Origin of the sequence: Kitasatospora sp. NPDC089509 (assembly GCF_044749365.1) — a bacterium.
Lineage (GTDB): Bacteria > Actinomycetota > Actinomycetes > Streptomycetales > Streptomycetaceae > Kitasatospora.
Window position 1 is genome coordinate 35381 of record NZ_JBIVHS010000017.1, and the last position, 19958, is coordinate 55338.

A 19958-nucleotide genomic window follows, 5' to 3' on the forward strand; every position below is an offset into this window, starting at 1 on the left:
CGTTCTATAGATCCCATTGACTCACACGAATCAGCCGAAGAACAGGTGGTCGAACGCTCCGTCCGCTACAGCCTTCGCGAACGCCTCGCCCTCGCCATGCGTGAAGATCAGCGCCGGCCCGTGCGGATCACGCGAGTTGCGGAAGGCAACGACGCCGTCCGGCAGACCTGCCACCTCCACGCAGTTGCCATCCGAGAAGCTGTACGGGCTCTTCTCCCACGCCACTGCCAGCGATCCCGCACTGACCCCGTTTGCCGGAATTGCAAAATCCATTCGACCTCTCCCCTTTCATCGCACGAAAATGCGAACAAAGCGACCCGTGCAATCCCATTTGCAATTGCATGCGAGCGACCATGGGAATGGTAGCGACAGGAAATTCGAACGCGGTGTCCTCCAAACGGGTGCCTTCGATCCGCATCACGGTGCTCCCGTCAGGCCGGTTGCGGACAGCAGAAGACGGGAAAGGTCTGGCAGACAGCCACTGCCGCATGCGCTCAGGAGGACCGTGTCGACCGGGCCCGACGCCCCTCGCTTCTCTTACGACCCGGCGCTGGGCCCGGCCAGCCCCAAGCTCGCCGTGCACCGCACCTGCGGCACCGCGGACGCCATCGAGACCGCACAAGAATTCGCGATCTCCACAGTGAGACGGTGGCGGACTCCCGTCGCCACCCAGGCCGTCACCGATGCCGTCGACACCCTTCTATGTGGCCTGGGCCGGCAGGAGGCGTGGCTTGGCCTAGTCGAATCCATCACCGACCTACTGCTCCTCCTCTCTTCGGACTCGCAAATCGCACCGCCCGACACCACACAGTCCACCCCGACACCACTACTCGCCAGTGCCGCTCCCACTCGCTGGATCAAGGTCAGGCTCCAAGCGGCCTCCCCCCACGTTTCCAGTCCTCACCCCCCGAAGAAGCGAGGCCCCCGCTGAGGGCTATCCACGGCCGAGCGGGCACGGGAAGGCCGAGCCGCCTGCGAGCGTTCACCTCAGCGCGCCCGCGTCGGGTACCGCAGCAGCGACGCTCGCCGTCCGGCCCTGGTAGAGCTCGGCGACTCGCCAGCATTGCACCTCGCAGATCCTCGGCAATGCTGCCAGCGGCACCGACGACGGCACAGTCCGGGGATGGCTGCCAGACCACAGCTCCCGGCTGCCGCAACCCTGCGCCCTTGGGCGCGGGATTCACGTAGGCCACTGGCCGATGCGGGCGGGCTCGGGGCTCAGCTTGATCCCGGTATTGGCGCCTACCTGCGCCGCGAGGTCAGCGAGAACCTGGGCGAACGCGGCGGCAGTGGTTTCGCCGCGGGCCGCGATGGCTAGGGTGCGCCGGTCCGAGCAGTGGATGCCGTCGGCGACCTTGCGGCCGGGGTGGCAGCCGACGAGTTCGAGCAGCCAGCCGGCGCTTACTCGCCAGCGGCCTGCGGTGTCGGTGTAGACGGGGCATCCGGCGGCGGACCAGCGGGCGGCTTGCCCGGGTGTGACGGCCGGGTCGAGGAAGGCGGATCCGATCTGCCGGGCGTCGGGCCCGTCCGGGTCGGGGAGCAGCCCGCGCCGGTGGCGGTCGGCGAGGACGGCTGCGGTGGTCTCGCTGAGCGGGGGCCGGGTGCCGAGCCGGACTTGGAGTGCGTCGGCGAGGCGCCGGCAGGTGGCTGGTGCGGCGGTGTCGGTGCGGGTGAGGTGGAGGGTCGCGGACAGGATCGTCCAGCGGCCGGGTTCCCGCTTGAAGCGGCTGCGGCGGTGTCCGAGGCGGCATTGCTGGGCGGGGAGTGTGCGCATGCGGCTGGCGTGCCAGTCCCAGGCACGCAGGTGGTGCAGGGTGTCGGAGATCCGTTGCCCGTACGCTCCGGTGTTCTGCACGGGGGCGGCGCCGACGGTGCCGGGTATGCCGACCAGGTACTCGATTCCGGCGAGGTGTTCGGCGACGGCCCAGGTGGTCAGGTCAGTGAAGGGGTGGCCGGCGTTCACCGTGACGGCGACCGTGGTGTCGTCCAGACGTTTTGCGGCGATGCCATGGGTGTTGATGACGGCGACGGTGCCGGGGTGTCCGGCGTCGGAGGCGATGACGTTGCTTCCGTGGCCGAGAGCCAGGGGGGCTTCCTGGCCCTGCCTCTTGATGGTGCGGACAAAGTCCGGCCAGTCGCTGGGGTCGGCGATGGTCTGGGTGTCGCCGATGGGGCCGCCAAGGCGCAGGGAGGTGAGGGAGGCCAGGGTAAGGCGGGACACTGCGCGCTCCTAGGGAGTGATCCGGTCGGGCTCGACGGCGACCGCGGGCGCCTGGGCGCCGGCACCGGGCTGGTGGCCAACGGCGAAGGCGAGCAGCACGACGACCGGCAGGTGCAGGGCGGCCCACAGGCCCGTGAGGAGAGCGTCGAACCGGCCCAGCGGCGCGGCGGCATGCCTGGCGGAGGCAGCGTTCAGGGGGGTGCTGTGCTTGGGCATGGGAGGCCTTCGGCAGCGGGTGGGAGGTGCGGACGTTCCCAGTGAACTGCCGGGCCGGGGGTCCAATCCGTAGTCGGGCTACGGGCCGTAGTGCAGCTACGGGTCAGACGATCTGGACACCCGCTCGCGCGGCGAAGTCCCGGACGCCGGGCAGCTTTCGGTCGTGCCGCAGCAGGCCGTCGGCCAGGCCTCGGACGGCGCCTCGGTGGATCTCCTGCGGGGCGGCTTCCTCGGCCGCCAGCAGGGCTTTGAAGCACTGTTCGGGCTTGCCCCACTGGTCGAACGCTCGGGCGACATCGGTGAAGAACCTCGCCTGCCGCTCCGCGGTCGGCAGGGCGGCCGGGTCGATCGTGGAGGCCAGTTCGATCGCCTTTCCGGAGTCGCCGAGCTCGTAGTGCACGGACAGCTCGTGCAGGGCGACGCCCTGGATGCCGTCCACCAGTCCGGAGGTTCGGCCGGCGGCCGCGGCGCTGTCCGCGGCTTCCCGGATCAGGGCGTGTGCGTAGCCGCGGTCGCCGGACTTCGCGGCGGTGTAGGCCGCGGTGGCGTACAGGTCTGCGCGCAGGGCCAGGCGGGCGGTTTCGGGCACCGTGTTGTCGGCGAGCAGGTCCTCGGCGGCGACCACGACGATGTCCGTTGCGCGGGCCAGGCTGCCTTGGCGGCGCCAGGCACTGGAGACCATCCTCTGGGCCTCGGCGACCACAAGGGGGTCGCCGCCGGCCCGCGCGGCGGTGAGCGCGCGGTCGGCGGTGATCGCCACCAGGTTGTTGTCGCCGATCTTGATGCACAGGCGGACCGCGAGGTTGTAGAGCTGGGCGACGTTGCGGGCGCACTCCTCGGCGCTGCCGACCATCTGGGCTGCGGCGATCCGGCTCGGCAGCGCTTCGGCGAGCTCGTCGTACTGGGCCGCTTTGAACTGGCGACGCGACGTCAGGAGTGCAGCGGAGATCGACTCATGGGTCGGCTCACTGCGGGGCGCCGGGATTCGGTTCGCGCCGTACAGCAGGAGGTCCTCCAGCCCGCCCAGCGGGGCCTTCTCCTCGGCGTGCGCGGCCTCCTGGCCGGCGGCAGCGGCGAAGAGGGCGGCAGTGGCCAGGGTCAGGAACGGGCGGCGTCGCACATCGTCCTCCTCGGCGGCGGAAGTGTTCGCCAGCGTAGCCGAGGCCGACTTCCGGGCGCGGGATCTTGGCCGATCGGCAGCAGGCTGAGGCAGCGTCATCAGCTCGCCGAGGTCGCTGGCCAACACCTCGGCGAGGCACCGCAGCAGCGCCAGGTCCTTGACTCCTTGGATGTCGCGTTCGACCTGGGACATCCAGTCCTCGCTGCGGTTCAGCTCGTGGGCCAGGCGCAGCTGCGTCCAGCCCTTCGCCGTGCGGCGCAGCGCGATGAACTTCCCGAACGTGATGCTGCTGGGCTTCACACTGGCCCCCGGGCTCAGTATCCGTTCCGCTACGGAACGCCACCGTATCGAGTGATTGGCTTGCCTGTACTCACTCTCAGGAGATCGGACTCCCGAACGATCCCCAGGTGTAACGCGGTTGCGCACGGCCACCGGGAAGCGCGTCTGATTTACGTCCGCTTGGCTGGCGGCGGCACCTCCACGATGCGGCCGAAGGCGGAGCCGATGCGCAGGGCGTAGATCGCGTTGCCGTGGGCGTTGACGAAGCCCTTGCAGATCGCGCCCTTCGTGCCGGGCGGGGCAAGGGCGGGCAGGGTCGAGTGGCAGACGATGTGCCCGTTGGCGGCGAGGGCCTCGGCGGCGAGTTGCCGTACGCGGCCGGGGGGCGAGGTGCATCAGGTTGCCGGGGCGGTAGATGCAGGTGTCGCACAGGCTGGCGAGGACTCGTACTTCCCCGGTGGCGGGGTCGGCGACGGCCGGCACCGGGTCGTCGTCGGGCCTGTGCTGCGGTCGGCTGGCGTTCATGGTGTTCCCCCTGCTGTCGGTTGAAGGGCTGCGCGGGCCGGGGTGGGCTCGGTGCCCACCCCGGCCGGGCGGTCAGCTGTCGCGGCCGCGAAGGCGCTCTGCGCGTTCCTCCCGGACCGTGTCAAGGAGGGTGTCCACGGAGCCCGTCATCAGGATCTGCTCCTTGAACAGCTGGGCCAGAAGGTAGCGCGGGTCGGCGGTTCGCGCCCGTTCGAGGGCGATGAGTGCGGCCGGGAACTCCCCGGCCACGGCGGCGGTGAACGCGGTGAGGGTCAGGGGAGCGGCGACGAACGTCGTGGTGGCGCTGGCGCAGCGGCGGACCAGCAGTGGCCACAGCTCCCGGGCACGCGGCAGCTCGTCCGGTTCGATGTATTCCAGCGCGACGTCCCGCAGGGGCCGGTGCCGCAGCCCAACGATCAGCTCGGCCGTCTCGTCCGGGGTGAGGCTCTCCAGGGGGGTGCCGTCTCCCCCGTCAAGCAGCAGGCGGTCGAGGATCGCCGTGAGCCGCTCGGTCTCGGCGTCGAAGCTGCTGTCCTGAACACGGTGGGCCCGCTCGCCGACGGCGCGCAGGATCGCAGCACGGTGGTTCTCTGCCTCTTCACCCGTGACGGGTTCGAAGGCGGCGGCGATGGCCGCCTGGCTGGGCGGTGTCGGAATGCCGACGGCGCGGGCGTTCATGGTGACCACGCCCGGGTTGTCCGGGCCGTCCACGGGCATGCCTTCGTGTCGGTAGTTGGGGTTGTCGTGGTGGTACACCCACCAGTGGGTGGGCGTGACGAACAGGGCGGCGAGGGTGTCGATGCCGTGGGCCTCGGCCGACAGCAGGAGTGCGTCTGCCAGCACCCGGTACTGGGTCATCGCGGCGTAGCCGTCGCCCGCGTCCTGCTGGCCCGCGCACACGTACAGCAGGATGTCGGCCGGGCCGGTGGCGAACTTCTCCAGGCGGTGCAGCGTGCTGTGCATCATGTGGTGCGCAGCCTCGTTCGGGTTGTCCTCGTCTCCGGGCAGGTCGAACTTCTGGCTGAACAGGGGGAGGTTGTGCAGGGTGTCGTGGGCGAGGACGAACACCATACCGTCGGGGCCGTCGGGCTGGTAGCTCAGGAGGTAGGGCAGCGCCTCGACGGCCTGGGCGGGGCTGCGGACGTCGAAGGCAGGCACCGTGCTGTTGTTCAAGGGGATCTCTCCGTTCGAGGTCGATGGGAGTGGGCAGGGGCCGCTCGGCTCGCGGCCCCTGCCCAGGGGGCGGTCAGTCCGCGACGGGGATGCCCCAGGCGGCGCGGTGCTCGCGCAGGTGTGCGCGCAGGTGCTCGAAGGCCGCGCCGTCGTTGAACATGCCGAGGAGGATGCGGGTCAGGTCCTGGTCCGGCATGCACGCCTCGGCGGCCTGGAGGGCGAGCCGGGACCTGGCGTCGTCGCCGAGTGCCCACGCGGTGAACGCGTGCAGGGCGAGCGGCACGGCCGCGTGGTCGGCGTAGGCGGCGGGACAGCGGTGGGCCAGGGCGAGCCACAGCTCGTTCGCGGCCGGGAGCTCGTGGTCCTCGCAGTGAACGAGCGCGGTGTTGCGCACGTCGTCGTACTGGAGGGCGAGCAGCAGTCGGGCCGCGAGGTCGTCGGGGGTTTCCTTGGCCTGCCGGGCCCCGGCGGCGAGTTCGGCGACGGTGGTGGCCACCAGGTCCATCGCGTTGTCGACGACGCTCTGGTGGCCGTCGGAGCGGATCTCAGCGTGCAGGGTGCGGACGGCGCTGTCGAGGGTGGCGGCCATGGCGGCGGCCTGCGCCCCGGTGACGGGGGCGAGGGACTTGAGGACGTCGCTGCTGCGCGGCAGGCCCGTCGGGTCGAGTTCGGCGGGCGGCTCGGGGATGGGGTGCCCGCCGCTGGGAGCGGTCGTCAGCATCGGCCAGTAGTGGGTGCGGGTCACATAGACGGCCTCGCCGAGGACCAGGCCCTGACGGCGGCAGGCGTCGCGGAAGCAGTCGGCGATGGGCTGGTGGGTGAGGCGGGAGCGCGGCCCGTAGTTGGGGTCGTCCGGGTCGGGGCAGATGTAGGCGACGAGCCGGTGGGTCGGGTACCCGAACGACGCGGCCTCGTCCCGGTGGGCGTCGAGCAGTTCTTCGGCCAGGGACGGCCAGAGGCCGGGGTCGGCAGGCAGGTCGGTCCGGAGGAAGCCGAGCGGTTCACCGGCCGGGGTGATGCCGGCCAGCACCACGCTGTTCTCGGGGTGGTACTCGAAGAGGAACGGCAGCAGGTGAACGAGGCCTTCGGGGCCGTCCAGCAGGAGCAGCTTGTCGGTCATGGGTCCCTATCAGGGTTGGTCCGGATTCGCGGTCCGGAGCGGCAACAGAAGAGGACTTGCGTTCTCTTTCTTGACTAAAGTCTATTTGAGGGCGTGCATGTTGGGCACACCCCAAGTCCCCTGGTTTTGGGCGCAGTCGGGGCCGGGCCCGGGTGCCCGCCCCCACCGGGACGGGCACCCGGACGTCCGACTATCCCTCGCGGCCCTCCCGAAGGGCGGCCCTCAGCGCCTCCGCCACACCGACCTGCGCGCGGACGACCCGATCGAGCTCGGCGAGGGAGATGAGCCCCATCAGCTCCTGCGCCGACCCGTCCCCCGGCTTGGCCTCCAGAGCGAGGAGTGCCGCTCCTCCGGCCGCCGGCACGTCGCCGTCGAGCAGCAGCGCCGTGCCGAGCAGGGTGAGCGGCGCGGCGGCCAGGTGGCGGTAGGGGCCAACGCACAGGCGGGCGACGCGCGACCACAACGGCACCGCCCGCTTCACCTCGTCGGGTTCGCAGTACGTCGAGGCGGTGTGCTGGAAGTCCCCGTTCTGGACGGCGTGGAGCAGCTTCGCCGCCTCCGTATCAGTCAGGCCCTCGACGTCGCGGCGGCCGGTCAGCACGGCGGTGAGCAGCGGCTTGAGGCTCCGCCTGACGACCTCGTGGCCGGCAACCAGCTCACGGGCGAAGGCGCGCACAGCCTCGGCGACCACGCTGGCGGCACCCGTCGGACCGCCCTCAGTGCTCCTGTCGGCCGTCGGCCGCGCGGCGGCGCGGGGACTTCCCGGGCCGAATACGCCGATGGACGGCAGGGCCCACCAGTGGGTGGGGGTGATGAACTGGCTCTCAACGACGTTCAGGCCGTATCGCTCGCATACGACGCGGAGGTTGAGCCACACGGCGTTGTAGGAGTGGACATCCTCAATGCCGTGGCCGTCACGGGCGTAGAGGAGCAGTGCGACGTCGCGCTGCCCGCGGCCGGCGGGCGACAGCCCGGCGACGTCGCCGATGAACGCCCGGGCGAAGGAGGATGAACGGCTCGGCTGCTCCGGGATGTCCGCGAGGAGCACCCGCAAGGGCTCGCCGAACTCGGCGACGACGATCTTCCCGGCCGGTTCGCGCCCGAGCGCACCGGCCACGAAGTCGGCCAGGTCTGCCACCTCGAGGATGAACGGGCTGTTGTTGCTGTCGGACATGGCGGGTCCTCGTTCCAGGGTGTGGAGCCGCGCCGGCGGGCGGCGCGGCCGGGGTGACGTGGGGCGACCGGTGGTCGGCCGGGGCCCGCAGGCCCCCGGCCGCCGGGTCACGCCGCGAGCAGCAGGGCCTTCGCCGCGTCCTTGGTCGGGTTCTTCTGGTCGTGCAGCAGGGTGGTCATCGCAAGGCGGGCGCGGTGCTCCTGCTCGGTCAGGGCCTCGGGGGCCTTGACGGTCCGGAAGTAGTCCTCGAACTCCACGACAGCCTGGAGGGCAGCCCACCGGGTCCCCCGGATGTTGTTCTGGGTGTCGGCCTCGGCGAACAGGTGGTGCAACCGGTCGCGGCGCTCCTGGTAGGCAGCGACGATGTGCTTGCGCGCGTCCTTACTCGGGGCCCCAAACAGCCGGGTGATCAGCTTGTCGAACTCCTGGTTGGTCATCGCCTGCTGGTACAGGGCGGCGGCCTCGGCTTCCAGGGCGGCGGCGTAGTGCTCGGTGAAGCCGAGGGTGCGCCGGGCCTCTTCCAGCTGGGAGAGGGCGTCGAAGGTGTGGCGGACCTTCCAGACCCGCTGAGCCTCACTGACGGCCATGTCGAGGGTGTTGGTGCACACCGCCCGCACCGGGGTCTCGACGGCGACGGCGGCGGACCGGCCGTCGTGCGAGTTGGCGAACAGGGTGTACAGGTCGATCCGGTCAGCCGCGCCCTCGGGGTCGAGCGTGATGCTCGGGGACTTGACCGACATGAAGACGACCCGGCCGCCGTCGAGCGCACCGGCGGTCTCGTAGGTGACGTGGCCGCCGCCGACCAGCTCGTCCAGGAAGGCGAACGCCTCGCGGTTCTGGATCGGGGTCCACGTCTTGCCGACCAGGCCGCCGACCCAGTCGCCGGTGTCAGAGCGGAAGGTGCCGAAGCGGCCGGGGATCTTCTTTCCGAGCTTGCCCTTGTTCATCGGCAGGAGCGGCAGCTTCTCGACCTCCCAGTCCAACTTGGCGAGGCCGATCACCTCGTCGCTGGTCTTGGCCTCCTCGGTGACGGTGCCGAGGCCGTGCCAGGCGGGCTCGCGGTGGGAGTAGAAGGCCGCCTCGCCGGTGGTGTTGTCGATGGCGCCGAGGTCGGCCCGGCCGGTGATGACGTCGCTGTCACGCATGAGGTTCTCCTGTGAGGTCTGCCCGGATTCGCGGTCCGGACTGGCAACCAAGCTGACTTTCGTCCACTTTCTTGACCTAAGTCTATTGGTGGGCAGGCGACCTTGGGCACACCCTCGAAGCATGAAACTCGGGCACCTCTACGCCAGCCAGCGGACACCCAGTAGCGCTCCCCGCGTCAAACTGAGCCTCGGACCCACAGGCCACAGGAGAGACAACAAGCCACCCGGATGCCTCGAACAATGGAGCAATCTCCCCACCTGGTTGGGTAGTTCGCCTCACACTGGTGCATCTGTGCGGCTACTGTGCCGGTGTAGTCGCCACGGGGCGGCAGCACAGGAGGACCGCATGGGGCAGCAATTGGCGCGGGTACCGCTAGGCGATGGGGGATCGATTCTCGTCGAGGCTGCGGATGGCGGGGCTGGCCCGGTGAAGGCGGGGCGGATCGGCGAGGCGATCCGCGACCTCCCAGTGGGGTTGAACACCGCCCTAGGACCGGTCACAGATCTGGCACGGACCGTATTAGGGCGGCTACGTGAGGCTGGGCCAGCGGAGGTGGAGGTCGAGTTCGGGGTGGATCTCGCCACCGAGGCCGGGGTGGTGATCACCAAGACGGCGGCCAACTGCCACCTGACGGTGAAGGTGGTATGGCGCAATGACACCGCCACCGCAGTAACCAGCGACCCGCCGGATTGATGAGGTGAAGGCTGAGCGCACCGACCCCGGCAGTGGAACTGCAACGGGTTTCGCTACGGCTGTCGCCCAGATCCGAGACGGGGCCGGGGCTGTGGTGGGGGCAGGCTTCCTGGTCGCCGCGGACCTGCTGGTTACCTGCGCGCACGTTATGGAGGATGGTGGCTACGGCCCCGGCGCGGAGGTGGGCTTGGTCTTCCCCCGCGCACCTGGTACGCCGAGGACCACTGGTTTCGTCCTGGACAGGGCGTGGCGCGACCCGCAGGAGCAGGACATCGCCCTGGTTCGGCTCTCGCACCCACTGCCGGACATCGACCCACTGCCCCTGGGGTCAGCGGCGGGATGCGGCGGGCATCGAGTGCTGTCCTTCGGGTTCCCACAACAGGCTCCGCGTGGAGGTCACTTCGGGTTCGCCAAGGCTGGCGGGCTACTGCCGGCGGGCGACAGTGTTGGTGATCTGCTGCAACTGACCGGCGCAAACGACCTCACCACCGGGTTCAGCGGCGGGCCGGTGCTCGACGAGACGACGGGCCTGGTCGTGGGGATGCTCACCGCAATCACCGCCCCGGACGGCCACGACCGGGGTCTGGGCATCGCCTACGCCACCCCAACCGCCGTCCTGCGCGAGGTCTGGCCCGCCCTCGACGAGCACGACGTGTCGCCCTACCGCGCGCTGGAGCCGTTCACCGCCGAGCACGCCCGCTGGTTCAAGGGCCGCAAGGAGGCGGTCCGCCAGGTCCTGGAAGGGCTCGCGGGCGGGCGGCGGGTCGTGGTGCTCCTTGGCCCGTCCGGCTCGGGGAAGTCCTCCCTGGTCCAGGCCGGAGTACTGCCCGCGCTGGCGCAGGGGCGGCTGCCGGGCAGTGACCGCTGGCGGCCGGTGGTGGTGCGGCCGGGCCCGGACCTGCCGACCGCCCTCGCACAGGCGGGCCTGCTCGGGGCCGCGGGAGAGAGCGCCGGGGCGGACACCAGCGGCGTCGCCGGGGCGGCCCCCGGGCGCCGGGAGGTGCTGATTGTCGACCAGTTCGAGGAGCTCCTTGCCCCCTCCGCCGGCCCACAGGCTCTCGAGGTGATCGCCCGGATCACCGCCGCAATCCGCTCCGACGCCCCGCTCTGCGTGGTCCTCGTGATGCGCGACGACTTCTACTCCCGCCTGTCCGCGCTCGCCCCGGACCTGCTGGACACCGCCCAGCGGACCGGGGGCGTCCTCAACATCCCCTCCGCGCTCACCGCCGCGGAGCTGGACGCGATCGTCACCGGCCCCGCCCACGACCTGGACACGCACTTCGAGGCGGGCCTCGCAGAGCAGATCATCGCCGACGTCCTGGAGCTGAACCCCAGCACCGGCGGCACCGGCGGCGCGCCTGTCACCGTGCTGCCCCTGCTCGAAGTCGCCCTCACCCGCCTGTGGGAACGCCGCCTGGAGTACGACGGCCGCCTCACCCACGACGCCTACCGCCGCATCGGCGCCGTCACCGGCGCCCTCACCGACTGGTGCGACACCGCCCTGAGCGAACTCGACCAGAATCAGCGGAACATCGCCCGCAGAATCCTCACCGCCCTGGTCCGGCCCGCTGACGCCTCCCTGAACATTCCGGCCGCGCGCCAGCAGTTGCCGCTCGCCGAACTGCGCGAACTGGCGGCCGACGACGACCCCGACGCGGCGCGAGCTGTCGACGAGGTCCTGGCCCTACTCTCCCGGCACCGCATCGTCACCACCGACCGGATACACGAGAATGCACAACCGGACGGCTCGGAGGGGACCGCGGTGGCAGAGCTGGTCCACGACGCGCTCATCCGCGACTGGACCACCCTGCGTGAATGGGTCGAACAGGACCTCCGCTTCCACGGCTGGCTCCACCGCGCCCGAGCCCAGCACGCCCGCTGGAATGACGGCAATGACCCCCAGGACCTGCCCACCGGAACCCTCCTCGCCGAAGGCACCGACTGGTCCACCCGCCGACGACTCCCCACCGGCATCGCCGACTTCCTCACAGCCGGACGCCACCGCCAGCAGGCCGCCACCCGCCGCAGCCGCCGCCTCAACCAGGTCCTGGCCACCGCCCTCGCCCTCGCCCTGATCGCCTCCGGATTGGCCTTCTGGCAACGGCAGGCGGCCACTACTGAGCAGGAGAGGGCCGACAAGGAACGGCAGACGGCAGTCACCGAGAGGAAGACGGCCCTGTCCCGGCAATTCGCAGCCCAATCGGCGAGCCTCATCGGCACCAACCCCGACGTAGCATCCCTCCTCGCTGTCGCCGCTTACCGCGTCAGCCCGACCACGGAAGCGACCGTCAGCCTCAACACTGCTGCTGCACTTCCGCTGCGCCATCTCCTCGTCGGCCATACCCGCTTCGTTCACTCGGTAGCGTTCAGTCCAGATGGACGGACCCTGGCCAGCGCCAGTGGTGACCGAACTGTCCGGTTGTGGGATCCGGTCACTGGGAGCACCAAAGCCACCCTCACCGACGAGAACAAGAGCAAGCCGGATGAAGACACTTACGACCTGACCTCGGTGGCGTTCAGCCCGGACGGACGGACCCTGGCCACCGCGAGCAGGGACGGCACAATACGTTTGCGGGATTCGACCACCGCCATCGCCCAAGCCACCATCACGATCGGATCCCATTGCACTTACTCGGTGGTGTTCAGTCCGGACGGACGGACGGTAGCTGCCGCTGACAACGGCGGAACCGCCGTGCGACTGTGGGACGCGACCACCGGCAGCGCCCAGGCCGTCTTCACCACTGGCTCCGGCAAGGTCACCAGCGGCTCATCGGACATGTGTTCCGTGGCGTTCAGCCCAGACGGACATACACTGGCCACTGGTGTGAAGGACGGCCACGTGCTCTTGTGGGACCGGACCACCGGTACCGTCCGGACCACCCTCACCGGCCACACGGCGGCCGTGAACTCGCTGGTGTTCAGCCCGGACGGGCGGACACTGGCGACGGCCAGCAAAGACGGAACGGCGCGGCTGTGGGACGCAGCCACCGGCGCCATACGGAGCACCCTCGCCGGCCATGGCGATGCCGTGAACTCGGTGGCGTTCAGCCCCGATGGCCGGACGCTGGCTACGGCCAGCAACGACGGAACCGTCCGGCTATGGGACCGGGCCACTGGTTCCACCCGCACCACGCTCCCCGGCCACTTCGGGTACGTCTACTCGGTCGCGTTCAGTCCGGACGGACACACCCTCGCCAGCGGCAGCATGGACAAGACCGTACGGTTGTGGGACACGGCCATCGCCGCCACGGGGACCAGTCCCATCCGGGGCGACCCGATCGGAGAGGCCGGCCACGTCTACTTCGAGGAGTTCAGTCCGGACGGGGTGGCTCTGGTTACCGTCAGTGCCGGCTACGCCGTGCGACTCTGGGACGCGGCTACTGGCGCCCTCCGAACCACCCTCAGCAGCAATTCCATCCCTGTTTACGCCGTGGCCTTCAGCCCAGACGGAGGCACTTTGGCGGTCTCCAGCGGCGACCATGCGGTGCGACTGTGGGACACGGCTGCTGGCACCCTCCGAACCACCCTCACCCTCGCTTCCGAGCACAACGTGAATGGAGAGGCGGAATCGGTGGCATTCAGCCCGGACGGACATACCCTCGCCACTGGCGAACGAGGCGGTTCGGTGCGTTTGTGGGACTCAGCCACCGGTGCGATCCGAAACACGCTCACCGTCACAGATGATTGGAGGGACTCCGTGAAACCCGTGGTGTTCAGCCCCGACGGGCGCACCCTCGCCACGACCCTCTCCACCTACGGCCAAGGGGAGGTTCAGCTGTGGGACACAGCAACTGCCACGGTCCGAGCCACTCTCAAGGGGCACACCCAACCGCTGATCAAGGCGATCTTCAGCCCCGACGGACGCACCCTCGCCACGGCTAGCGAGGATTACACCGTGCGGTTGTGGGACACAGCAACCGGGAGAACCCAAACCACCATCTCCATGTCTGAGGATACCGCGCGCGCGATTCTCTTCAGCCCCGACGGACACACCCTCACCACGGCCAGCCACCTCGGCCTGGTGAACCTGTGGGACACGACCACCGGGAGCAGGCGGGCCACAACTACGTTTCCCGTCCCGTACGGGGGCGCGGATCTGCTACTCAAGGCGCTCAGCCCCAACGGACACACCCTGGCGACTCCCAACGCCGACGGCACAGTGCGGTTTTGGTTCTACTCCGATCCGGAGACCGAGATCGACATGATCTGCAAGGCTGCCGGTATCACATTCTCGCCCGAGGAGCGGTCAACGTACTTGGGAGGGGAACGCGATATACCCGGCTGCACGCCGTAGGGCTGTGATCGCAGCCGACTTTCACTCGCTCCCTGCCCACGGACAACCTGAAGGTTTCTGGCTGCGGCGTCGGCGTCGAACTCTCGAACCCGTCGCTCAATGCGCTGGCCTTGGCAGGAACAGCTAGTGGCTCGGCTCGATAGGTCGACCGGGAAGTTGATCGGCTGCTGGTAGTCCGTCAGGCTGTCTCCGGGATCTGATCTTGGAGGTGGTCGTGGGGCGTCGTCCGGGAGTGTTCGTCCGGCCGGTGAGCATGGAGGAGGGCCGGCGGCTTCAACGGATCGGCCGGACCTCGAAGGATCCGGTCCGGCTGCGGCGGGCGATCGTGGTGCTGATGTCCGCGCAGGGCCAGCCGGTGAAGAACATCACCTCGCTGCTGCGGGTCGGCGAGGACTACGTGCGCGATGTCATCCACGCCTTCAACGAGCGGGGGTTCGACGCGCTGGACCCAAAATGGAGCGGGGGACGCCCGAAGACGATCAGTGACCAGGTGCGTGAGCGCATCTGCCTGATCGCCCGGACGTCCCCCGCCGACTGGGGCATCGCCGCGTTCTCCACCTGGAGCCTGACCAAGCTCGCCGAGCACCTGGTCAAGCACAGGGTCGTCACCGCGGTCAGCAGGGAGACCCTGCGCCGGATCCTGCGTGAGGGCAAGGTCTCCTGGCAGACGACAACGACGTGGAAGTCCTCCACGGACCCGGCGTTCATCGCCAAGATGCACCGCGTCCTGGAGCTTTACGACGCGCCGCCCGCCGACGGCCGGGTGGTCTGCGTCGATGAGTTCGGACCGCTCAACCTCCAGCCGCGCAAGGGCAAAGCGTGGCGCCCCGTGCGTTCGCCGCGTCGGCTGCGGGCCCACCTACAACCGCTTCGACGGCGTGATGCACATGCTCGCTGCCCTCGACCTGGCCACCGGCAAGATCTACTACCGGATCCGCAAGCGAAAGCGCTGGCTCGAGTTCCTCGGCCTGCTCAAGACCCTGCGCGCCCGCTGGCCCGGGGAGAAGCTGTACGTCGTGCTGGACAACTTCTCCCCGCACAAGCACCCCAACGTGCGGGCCTGGGCGGCGGTCAACCAGGTCGAGTTGGTCTTCCTGCCCACCTACGGCTCATGGCTGAACTGGATCGAGGCCGAGTTCGCGGCGCTTCGCTACTTCGCGCTCAACGGCACCGACCACCACAGCCACGACGAGCAGAACGCCGCCATCGGCGCCTACATCCGCTGGCACAACGCACGCGCCGAACCGAAGACCAACTTCGCCCCCGACTCACCCATCCGCACCTGGACCGATTACCCGGCCAAGGCTGCGTGACAAGACGCTAGGCATCAATCCGAGTCAACCTCCCGCCCTCCAGCGGCTGCGATCAGCCACAGCAGCGCGCCTGACGTGAACGGGACATCCTCGACAGCGACATCAATCCAGCCGGTCTCTCCCGCAGCCCCCGCATGCCACCAGGTCCATCCCCGCTCCGGCCCAGCGCCGTTCGGGTCGAACCAGTGCACCCACCCTGACAGCGTCCACGCCGGTTCGCATGCAGCCCGCTCTGCCTGTGTGAGACGACGCCAGGCCGCCAGCTCAAGTTGAGCCTGCTCAGGTGACCGCTCAGGAGCACACGCTTCGGCGAACCAAAGAGGCAGAGCAGCCCTCCAGCTCTCCAGCTCCGGCCATGGAGCCCGACCGCCCTCGAAGACAGACACCATGACCTCACGGGCACGCGAGATCACCGCACCAGGGTTCTCCGCAGCGAAAGTAATCCGACTGATCAGCGACTGCGGAACTTCCCCATCCACCGGACCGGACAGGACGCGTCGGAACTCCTCGACATTGATCACACCCGAATCCTGCCGCACGTCACCCTCGACATAGCCAGGCCAACGATCTGGGCAGTGCCACTAGTCTTTGATGACCCGGCGGTTGCGAAGGTCCAGTCCGGCCTGCTTGGCGTACCGGGTGACGAGGGCGGCGGACAGCCCGGAGGCGTCGGAGATGCGGTAGACCGGCACGGCCCGGTCGGGGTAGGCGGCGAGAACACCTGCGAGGCGCATCTCGCGCATCTTGGTGGCAGTGTCGTCGACCACCGCGAGCGGTTCACGCAGCTGATCGAGGAGGTCCATCGGCTCCAGGCCGGCTTCCTCGGCGGCCGCCAGCGCGGCTCGGAGCTCCTGGGCGGCGGCGGCGAGTCGCTCGCCGGGGCTCGCCGCCGTACGGCGTGTCTTGCTGCGCTTCGGCGTCGCGGCCGGCTCCTTGCCGCTCATCGGTGCTCTCCTTCGTGCTGCGGTCCGGCCGGGGCCGGGGATCGTCTATGTCTACCAGGGGCTGCCGGGGCTGGCGAACAGCGCGGCGTGCCCGCGCCCTGGACGGCAGGGCGCGGGCACGGTCTACAGCAGGGTGCCGATCGCCTCGACGGTCAGCTCGACCAGCAGGCGGGCGTTCTCGCCGGGCGGCTGGTGCACGCGCTGGGTGAGCTGTCCGACCACGATGACCCGGTCGTTCGCCCGCAGGGTCTGTGCCGTCCTGTGGGCGAGGTCCCGCCAGGCGACGCAGCGCACGGTCAGCTCCCTGGCCTGCGGGTCGCGCGGCTGGCCGGGCTCGGCGAGCCGCGGGCGCTGCAGGAGGGTGAACGTCGCCTTGGCGATGCCCCAGCTGGGCGGCTGGTACAGCTCCGGGTCTTGCAGCAGGCTGCCGATCAGGGTGGCGTGGTTGGGGAGGTTCACCAGGCCCCGCCCCGGCGCGCGGTGTCGACCTCTAGGGGGTCGGTGGCTGCTGCGGCGTCCAGGCAGCGGGCGATGCGCTGGAAGTGGCGGGAGGTCTCCATGGGGTGGTCCGCGCGACGCGGCCACCGGGGCAGGTCCCGCATGGGTAGGGCGAGGCGGTGGGCTTCCTGGCGCAGGCTGCCCACCCAGTCCGGTACTCCGGTGGGTCGCGTGCCCAGGCGGTGGCACATTCGCGCGAGGACAAGGTGGTCGGTGTCCCCTCGCCACGACCACAGTTCGGGGCTGGGGGTGTCCTTGAGAAACCAGTGGAGCTCGCAGGCGAGCCGGTCGCGGCCGCACACGTTCGGGTCGCGGCGGTCGAGGTGGCCGTCGTGCCACGGCAGGTGGGCGAGGCCGGGTCCGATCGTCTGGGTGGGGTCGAGGCTGACGCGCCCGATTGAGCCATCGATGGCGTAGTAGGAGGCACCGTCCTCGCACAGGAGGGCGATGCTGACCGGGGTGACGGCCTTGCCGTCGTCCAGGTAGGTGGTGGCGGTGAAGACGCGCATGGGTCCTCTCAGTGGGGTGCGGCAGGGTGGCCGGCGCGCGACGCAGCGGGCAGGTCGAGTTCGAGTTCCTGCATGCGCCGTTCCAGGCGGTGGGCGCAGCGCTCGTAGGCGTCGGTGATGGCGTGGTTGCGGTCGGCGGCGAGGTCATCGATGGCTACGCGGATCCGCCAGGTGAGGACGTCCCGAGGGGAGCTGTAGCGGGAGCGCTTGGCGGTGTGCTCATCGCGGTGTACGCGCTCGGACAGGATGATCCAGCGGCCGGTGAAGGCGTAGTAGTGGACCCACAGTGCCCACGGGCTGGAGGTGGGCTCTGCATAGGCGAAGCGGACTTCACCGAGGCGGGGTATCCGTGTCCAGTCGCCGTCCTTGGCGTCGCGGTTGAGCGGGTCCCCGTCGGGGGCGAGGATGGTGAAGCTGCGGGGGTGGACATGCTGGAGGCCGCTTCCGTCTGGGGCGAGGAGGACGATGCACTCCTCAAGTTCCCCGAAGGGTCCACCGGGGTGGCCGGCGCAGTCCTCGTTGGTGGTGACGGTGAAGATGCGGCCGTGCAGTTCGGTCTTGCTGCCGTGGTAGGTGGCCCTGGTCGGTTCCACTGGCGTGCTCCTGGCCTGGTGACGGGGTCGGCGGGCGCAGCGAGCCGGGCGGCGGGGCGGGCCCTGCCGCCCGGCCCTTCGGGCTAGCCGCGCTCCGGAGAGAAGGGGTCGAGCAGCTGCCCGTTCTCGTCCGTCGGCGGGGTCCAGTCCAGGAGGTCGTTCGGGTGCACGTGGCTCAGCACCAGGTCGTCGCCGTCGAGCAGGTCGTACAGGTGTTGCCGCGCGCCGGTCTCGTCGGTGTAGGTGTCGCAGGTGCTGGTGCCGCGTCGGGCGGTGAGCATCCGGTGGTGCAGGGACTCCACCTGCCCGAGGTACTCCACGGCCGTTCCGTTCTCCAGGGGCGGGTGGATTCCGTTGCTGAAAGCCATCGTTGGTCTCTCCTAGGTCGGGCTGGGGGTTCGCGGTCCCCGGCTGGCGGTACCAGCCTCTCGCACAAAGAGACTTGGGTCAATAAAACTGACTTAGGTCATTGCGTTCACTCGGCATCGCCGCGCCGGAGGGGGCCGGTCCGGCGCGGCGGCGGACCGACCCCCTCCGGGCACTAGAAGGCGGCGACGTATCGCCCGACCGCCTCGGCCAGTCGCGCCCCCCGCAAGGGGCTGCACCCCTTGCCCCCCGGGGCGTTGCCGACGGCTATCCGGCCGCCGCCCCCAGCAGGCAGGACGTCGTACTCGGCGAACAGGAAGACGTTGCCGTCGAGTTCACCGGCCGACCGGCTGACGATGCGAATGCGGACCCCTTCCCACTCATCGGAGAAGCGGCTCGGCTCAAGGGAGGCGATGGCGACCAGTGCCCCACCCCGTCGGACCTGGCGCCGCCCGGCGACCACGCCCCCGGGGAGCGGCTGGAGAGCACGCAGGACCGCTTCGTGGTTAACCACTACCACATCAACTCCTCTGCTTGGCGCAAGGGTTCACCCCCAAGCGATGAGACCAGCCTCCATCACAAATTGACTTAGATCAACTTTACTTCCCAGTGTTCTCTTTGGCTCTCCCGCTCGATTCGCCCCGTCGCGGGGCACTGGGCAGATGCGGATCAAGGGCCCGTTCGACCAGGCCGTGGACAGCGCCCAGCGCCTCGTTCCAGCCCCGCGCCCAGTCGTCGCCTCCTCCTTGCCTCCCGAGTTCGACGATGGAAGCGAGCGCGGCGAGCATGGCCGGCACCGGCAGCAGGACGACGCGGGTCGCGCCGCCGTGGCCGTGGATCGGCTCGATGTCCCGGGCGTGGTCCCAGGCGACGGTGGAGCCCCGCTCGCCGCGCCAACGGGTGACCCCCGTGGAGCCGGCGGCGGCCGAGAAGATCGCGCCCTCCGCCACCACACCCGTACCGGAGATGCCGGACACGTCAACGTCGCGGAGCAGGACGTACGGGGTGGGGGGCTCAGGCTCGAACTGGGCCATCAGGGAGGCGAGTCGGGCCGCGAGGGCGCTCACGCCACGTCTGCCTTCGGGGCGTACGTGCCCTTGGGGTCCTTGCGCGTCGCGCTGCCCTCCTGCGGGAGCTCGCGGCGGCCGTCGGCGAAGTCGCGGAAGCGCTCGTGGGCGCGGAAGCGCGGGATTCGGCAGGCCACGACGGTGACCCTGGCGCCGGTCTGGGGATTGCGGGCGGTGCGGCTCGCGACCTCGACGGCCTGGAAGGTGCCGAAGCCGGTCACGGACACGCGCTCGCCTTCGACGACGGCGCGCACGATGGCGTCGAGGACCGCCTCGACGGCGCGGGCGGCGGGCCGGCGGCCGCCGAGCGCGGGGGCGAGGCGGTCGATGAGGACGCGCTTGTTGACGGTCATGGGTATGGCTCCTGGGTTCGGTGGTGGACCCGGGCCGGGGACGGTATGCGGTCACGTCGCCCGACCCGGGGGCATACGGGGCGCCTACGCGGATCGGGGCGTGGGCGCCGGAGTCGGGCCCGGGGAAGGCTGCGGCGAGCCTGCGGCGGGCTTGGCCGGGGCGGGGCAGTCGGGGTTGGCGGGCTGGGAGGTGATGACGACCGGGGCCGGGGTGGGGCCGTCGGCGCTGCGGGCCACGGCGGCGCCGCTGATGCTTCCGAGCACCAGTCCGGCCAGGAGGGAGCCGACGAGCAGGGCGGTGCCGCGCATGGGCGGTGTCCTTTCGGGCGGGGCTGACCGGCCCCGCCGGGGCGG

At 70.1% G+C, this 19958-nt stretch carries 21 protein-coding genes and 1 pseudogene; 4 read left to right on the plus strand and 18 right to left on the minus strand.

Features of this window, described 5'->3' with window-relative positions:
• Positions 1 to 30: 30 nt before the first annotated feature.
• The 8 genes from ACIP4P_RS29435 to ACIP4P_RS29470 form a co-directional block, all read right to left on the minus strand.
• Entirely contained in the window at positions 31 to 273 is a 243-nt protein-coding gene (locus ACIP4P_RS29435) for a DUF397 domain-containing protein (RefSeq protein WP_400923568.1), read from the minus strand.
• A gap of 907 nt (positions 274 to 1180) precedes the next feature.
• Entirely contained in the window at positions 1181 to 2221 is a 1041-nt protein-coding gene (locus ACIP4P_RS29440) for a UDP-N-acetylmuramate dehydrogenase (protein WP_400923570.1), read from the minus strand.
• Between the two features lie 9 nt (positions 2222 to 2230).
• Positions 2231 to 2437: a hypothetical protein gene (locus ACIP4P_RS29445; RefSeq protein ID WP_400923572.1), complete on the minus strand. Its 207-nt coding sequence runs from the start codon at positions 2435 to 2437 to the stop codon at positions 2231 to 2233.
• A gap of 103 nt (positions 2438 to 2540) precedes the next feature.
• A complete protein-coding gene (locus ACIP4P_RS29450; protein ID WP_400923574.1) occupies positions 2541 to 3857 on the minus strand; it encodes a helix-turn-helix domain-containing protein in 1317 nt (438 codons plus the stop codon).
• 576 nt (positions 3858 to 4433) lie between these two features.
• Complete coding sequence (locus ACIP4P_RS29455; RefSeq protein ID WP_400923576.1) at positions 4434 to 5534, minus strand: DUF4192 domain-containing protein; 1101 nt, start codon at positions 5532 to 5534, stop codon at positions 4434 to 4436.
• Between the two features lie 73 nt (positions 5535 to 5607).
• Positions 5608 to 6654, minus strand: a complete 1047-nt coding sequence (locus ACIP4P_RS29460) for a DUF4192 domain-containing protein (protein WP_400923578.1) — start codon at positions 6652 to 6654, stop codon at positions 5608 to 5610.
• 190 nt (positions 6655 to 6844) lie between these two features.
• Positions 6845 to 7828, minus strand: coding sequence for a DUF4192 family protein (locus ACIP4P_RS29465; RefSeq protein WP_400923580.1), 984 nt, complete (start codon positions 7826 to 7828; stop codon positions 6845 to 6847).
• A 107-nt stretch (positions 7829 to 7935) separates the two neighbouring features.
• Positions 7936 to 8973 carry a DUF932 domain-containing protein gene (locus tag ACIP4P_RS29470; protein ID WP_400923582.1) on the minus strand — a complete coding sequence of 346 codons (1038 nt, stop codon included), beginning with the start codon at positions 8971 to 8973 and terminating at the stop codon, positions 7936 to 7938.
• A 346-nt stretch (positions 8974 to 9319) separates the two neighbouring features.
• Between ACIP4P_RS29470 and ACIP4P_RS29475 the strand changes: the two genes are divergently transcribed.
• The 4 genes and pseudogenes from ACIP4P_RS29475 (at position 9320) to ACIP4P_RS29490 (ending at position 15274) form a co-directional block, all read left to right on the plus strand.
• Positions 9320 to 9667 carry a CU044_2847 family protein gene (locus ACIP4P_RS29475; protein WP_400923584.1) on the plus strand — a complete coding sequence of 116 codons (348 nt, stop codon included), beginning with the start codon at positions 9320 to 9322 and terminating at the stop codon, positions 9665 to 9667.
• Positions 9668 to 9671: 4 nt separating this feature from the next.
• Entirely contained in the window at positions 9672 to 13961 is a 4290-nt protein-coding gene (locus tag ACIP4P_RS29480; RefSeq protein ID WP_400923586.1) for a trypsin-like peptidase domain-containing protein, read from the plus strand.
• A 334-nt stretch (positions 13962 to 14295) separates the two neighbouring features.
• A pseudogene (locus ACIP4P_RS29485) lies at positions 14296 to 14748 on the plus strand (helix-turn-helix domain-containing protein); the annotation flags it as partial.
• A complete protein-coding gene (locus ACIP4P_RS29490) occupies positions 14738 to 15274 on the plus strand; it encodes a transposase (protein ID WP_400923588.1) in 537 nt (178 codons plus the stop codon). The pseudogene ACIP4P_RS29485 and the gene ACIP4P_RS29490, both read left to right, overlap by 11 nt.
• A gap of 14 nt (positions 15275 to 15288) precedes the next feature.
• Here the strand turns inward: ACIP4P_RS29490 and ACIP4P_RS29495 are convergent, their stop codons facing one another.
• The 10 genes from ACIP4P_RS29495 to ACIP4P_RS29540 all read right to left on the minus strand — a co-directional run bounded on the left by ACIP4P_RS29495 (position 15289) and on the right by ACIP4P_RS29540 (position 19913).
• A complete protein-coding gene (locus tag ACIP4P_RS29495) occupies positions 15289 to 15795 on the minus strand; it encodes a hypothetical protein (RefSeq protein WP_400923590.1) in 507 nt (168 codons plus the stop codon).
• A 60-nt stretch (positions 15796 to 15855) separates the two neighbouring features.
• On the minus strand, positions 15856 to 16218 hold the full coding sequence (locus tag ACIP4P_RS29500) for a hypothetical protein (RefSeq protein ID WP_400923592.1): 363 nt from the start codon (positions 16216 to 16218) through the stop codon (positions 15856 to 15858).
• 123 nt (positions 16219 to 16341) lie between these two features.
• Entirely contained in the window at positions 16342 to 16677 is a 336-nt protein-coding gene (locus ACIP4P_RS29505) for a single-stranded DNA-binding protein (protein WP_400923594.1), read from the minus strand.
• Entirely contained in the window at positions 16674 to 17225 is a 552-nt protein-coding gene (locus ACIP4P_RS29510) for a hypothetical protein (RefSeq protein ID WP_400923596.1), read from the minus strand. The genes ACIP4P_RS29505 and ACIP4P_RS29510 overlap by 4 nt, the downstream gene beginning before the upstream one ends.
• An 8-nt stretch (positions 17226 to 17233) precedes the next feature.
• Positions 17234 to 17818, minus strand: a complete 585-nt coding sequence (locus ACIP4P_RS29515; protein ID WP_400923598.1) for a hypothetical protein — start codon at positions 17816 to 17818, stop codon at positions 17234 to 17236.
• An 83-nt stretch (positions 17819 to 17901) separates the two neighbouring features.
• Positions 17902 to 18186 (minus strand): hypothetical protein, encoded by a 285-nt coding sequence (locus ACIP4P_RS29520; RefSeq protein ID WP_400923600.1) that lies wholly within the window; start codon positions 18184 to 18186, stop codon positions 17902 to 17904.
• Between the two features lie 173 nt (positions 18187 to 18359).
• Entirely contained in the window at positions 18360 to 18698 is a 339-nt protein-coding gene (locus tag ACIP4P_RS29525; protein WP_400923602.1) for a hypothetical protein, read from the minus strand.
• An 85-nt stretch (positions 18699 to 18783) separates the two neighbouring features.
• Positions 18784 to 19251, minus strand: coding sequence for a hypothetical protein (locus ACIP4P_RS29530; RefSeq protein WP_400923604.1), 468 nt, complete (start codon positions 19249 to 19251; stop codon positions 18784 to 18786).
• Complete coding sequence (locus tag ACIP4P_RS29535) at positions 19248 to 19604, minus strand: HU family DNA-binding protein (protein WP_400923606.1); 357 nt, start codon at positions 19602 to 19604, stop codon at positions 19248 to 19250. Before ACIP4P_RS29535 ends, ACIP4P_RS29530 begins: the two co-directional genes overlap by 4 nt.
• Before the next feature lie 84 nt (positions 19605 to 19688).
• A complete protein-coding gene (locus ACIP4P_RS29540) occupies positions 19689 to 19913 on the minus strand; it encodes a hypothetical protein (RefSeq protein ID WP_400923608.1) in 225 nt (74 codons plus the stop codon).
• Positions 19914 to 19958: the final 45 nt, after the last annotated feature.

Excerpts from the sequence above, each read along its gene's own strand:
- ACIP4P_RS29520 (WP_400923600.1), bottom strand. The coding sequence starts at position 18,186 with ATGGCTTTCAGCAACGGAATCCACCCGCCCCTGGAGAACGGAACGGCC.
- ACIP4P_RS29490 (WP_400923588.1), top strand. The coding sequence starts at position 14,738 with ATGAGTTCGGACCGCTCAACCTCCAGCCGCGCAAGGGCAAAGCGTGGC.
- ACIP4P_RS29435 (WP_400923568.1), bottom strand. The coding sequence starts at position 273 with ATGGATTTTGCAATTCCGGCAAACGGGGTCAGTGCGGGATCGCTGGCA.
- ACIP4P_RS29540 (WP_400923608.1), bottom strand. The coding sequence starts at position 19,913 with ATGCGCGGCACCGCCCTGCTCGTCGGCTCCCTCCTGGCCGGACTGGTG.
- ACIP4P_RS29510 (WP_400923596.1), bottom strand. The coding sequence starts at position 17,225 with ATGCGCGTCTTCACCGCCACCACCTACCTGGACGACGGCAAGGCCGTC.
- ACIP4P_RS29535 (WP_400923606.1), bottom strand. The coding sequence starts at position 19,604 with ATGACCGTCAACAAGCGCGTCCTCATCGACCGCCTCGCCCCCGCGCTC.
- ACIP4P_RS29470 (WP_400923582.1), bottom strand. The coding sequence starts at position 8,973 with ATGCGTGACAGCGACGTCATCACCGGCCGGGCCGACCTCGGCGCCATC.
- ACIP4P_RS29465 (WP_400923580.1), bottom strand. The coding sequence starts at position 7,828 with ATGTCCGACAGCAACAACAGCCCGTTCATCCTCGAGGTGGCAGACCTG.
- ACIP4P_RS29475 (WP_400923584.1), top strand. The coding sequence starts at position 9,320 with ATGGGGCAGCAATTGGCGCGGGTACCGCTAGGCGATGGGGGATCGATT.
- ACIP4P_RS29460 (WP_400923578.1), bottom strand. The coding sequence starts at position 6,654 with ATGACCGACAAGCTGCTCCTGCTGGACGGCCCCGAAGGCCTCGTTCAC.
- ACIP4P_RS29445 (WP_400923572.1), bottom strand. The coding sequence starts at position 2,437 with ATGCCCAAGCACAGCACCCCCCTGAACGCTGCCTCCGCCAGGCATGCC.
- ACIP4P_RS29500 (WP_400923592.1), bottom strand. The coding sequence starts at position 16,218 with ATGAGCGGCAAGGAGCCGGCCGCGACGCCGAAGCGCAGCAAGACACGC.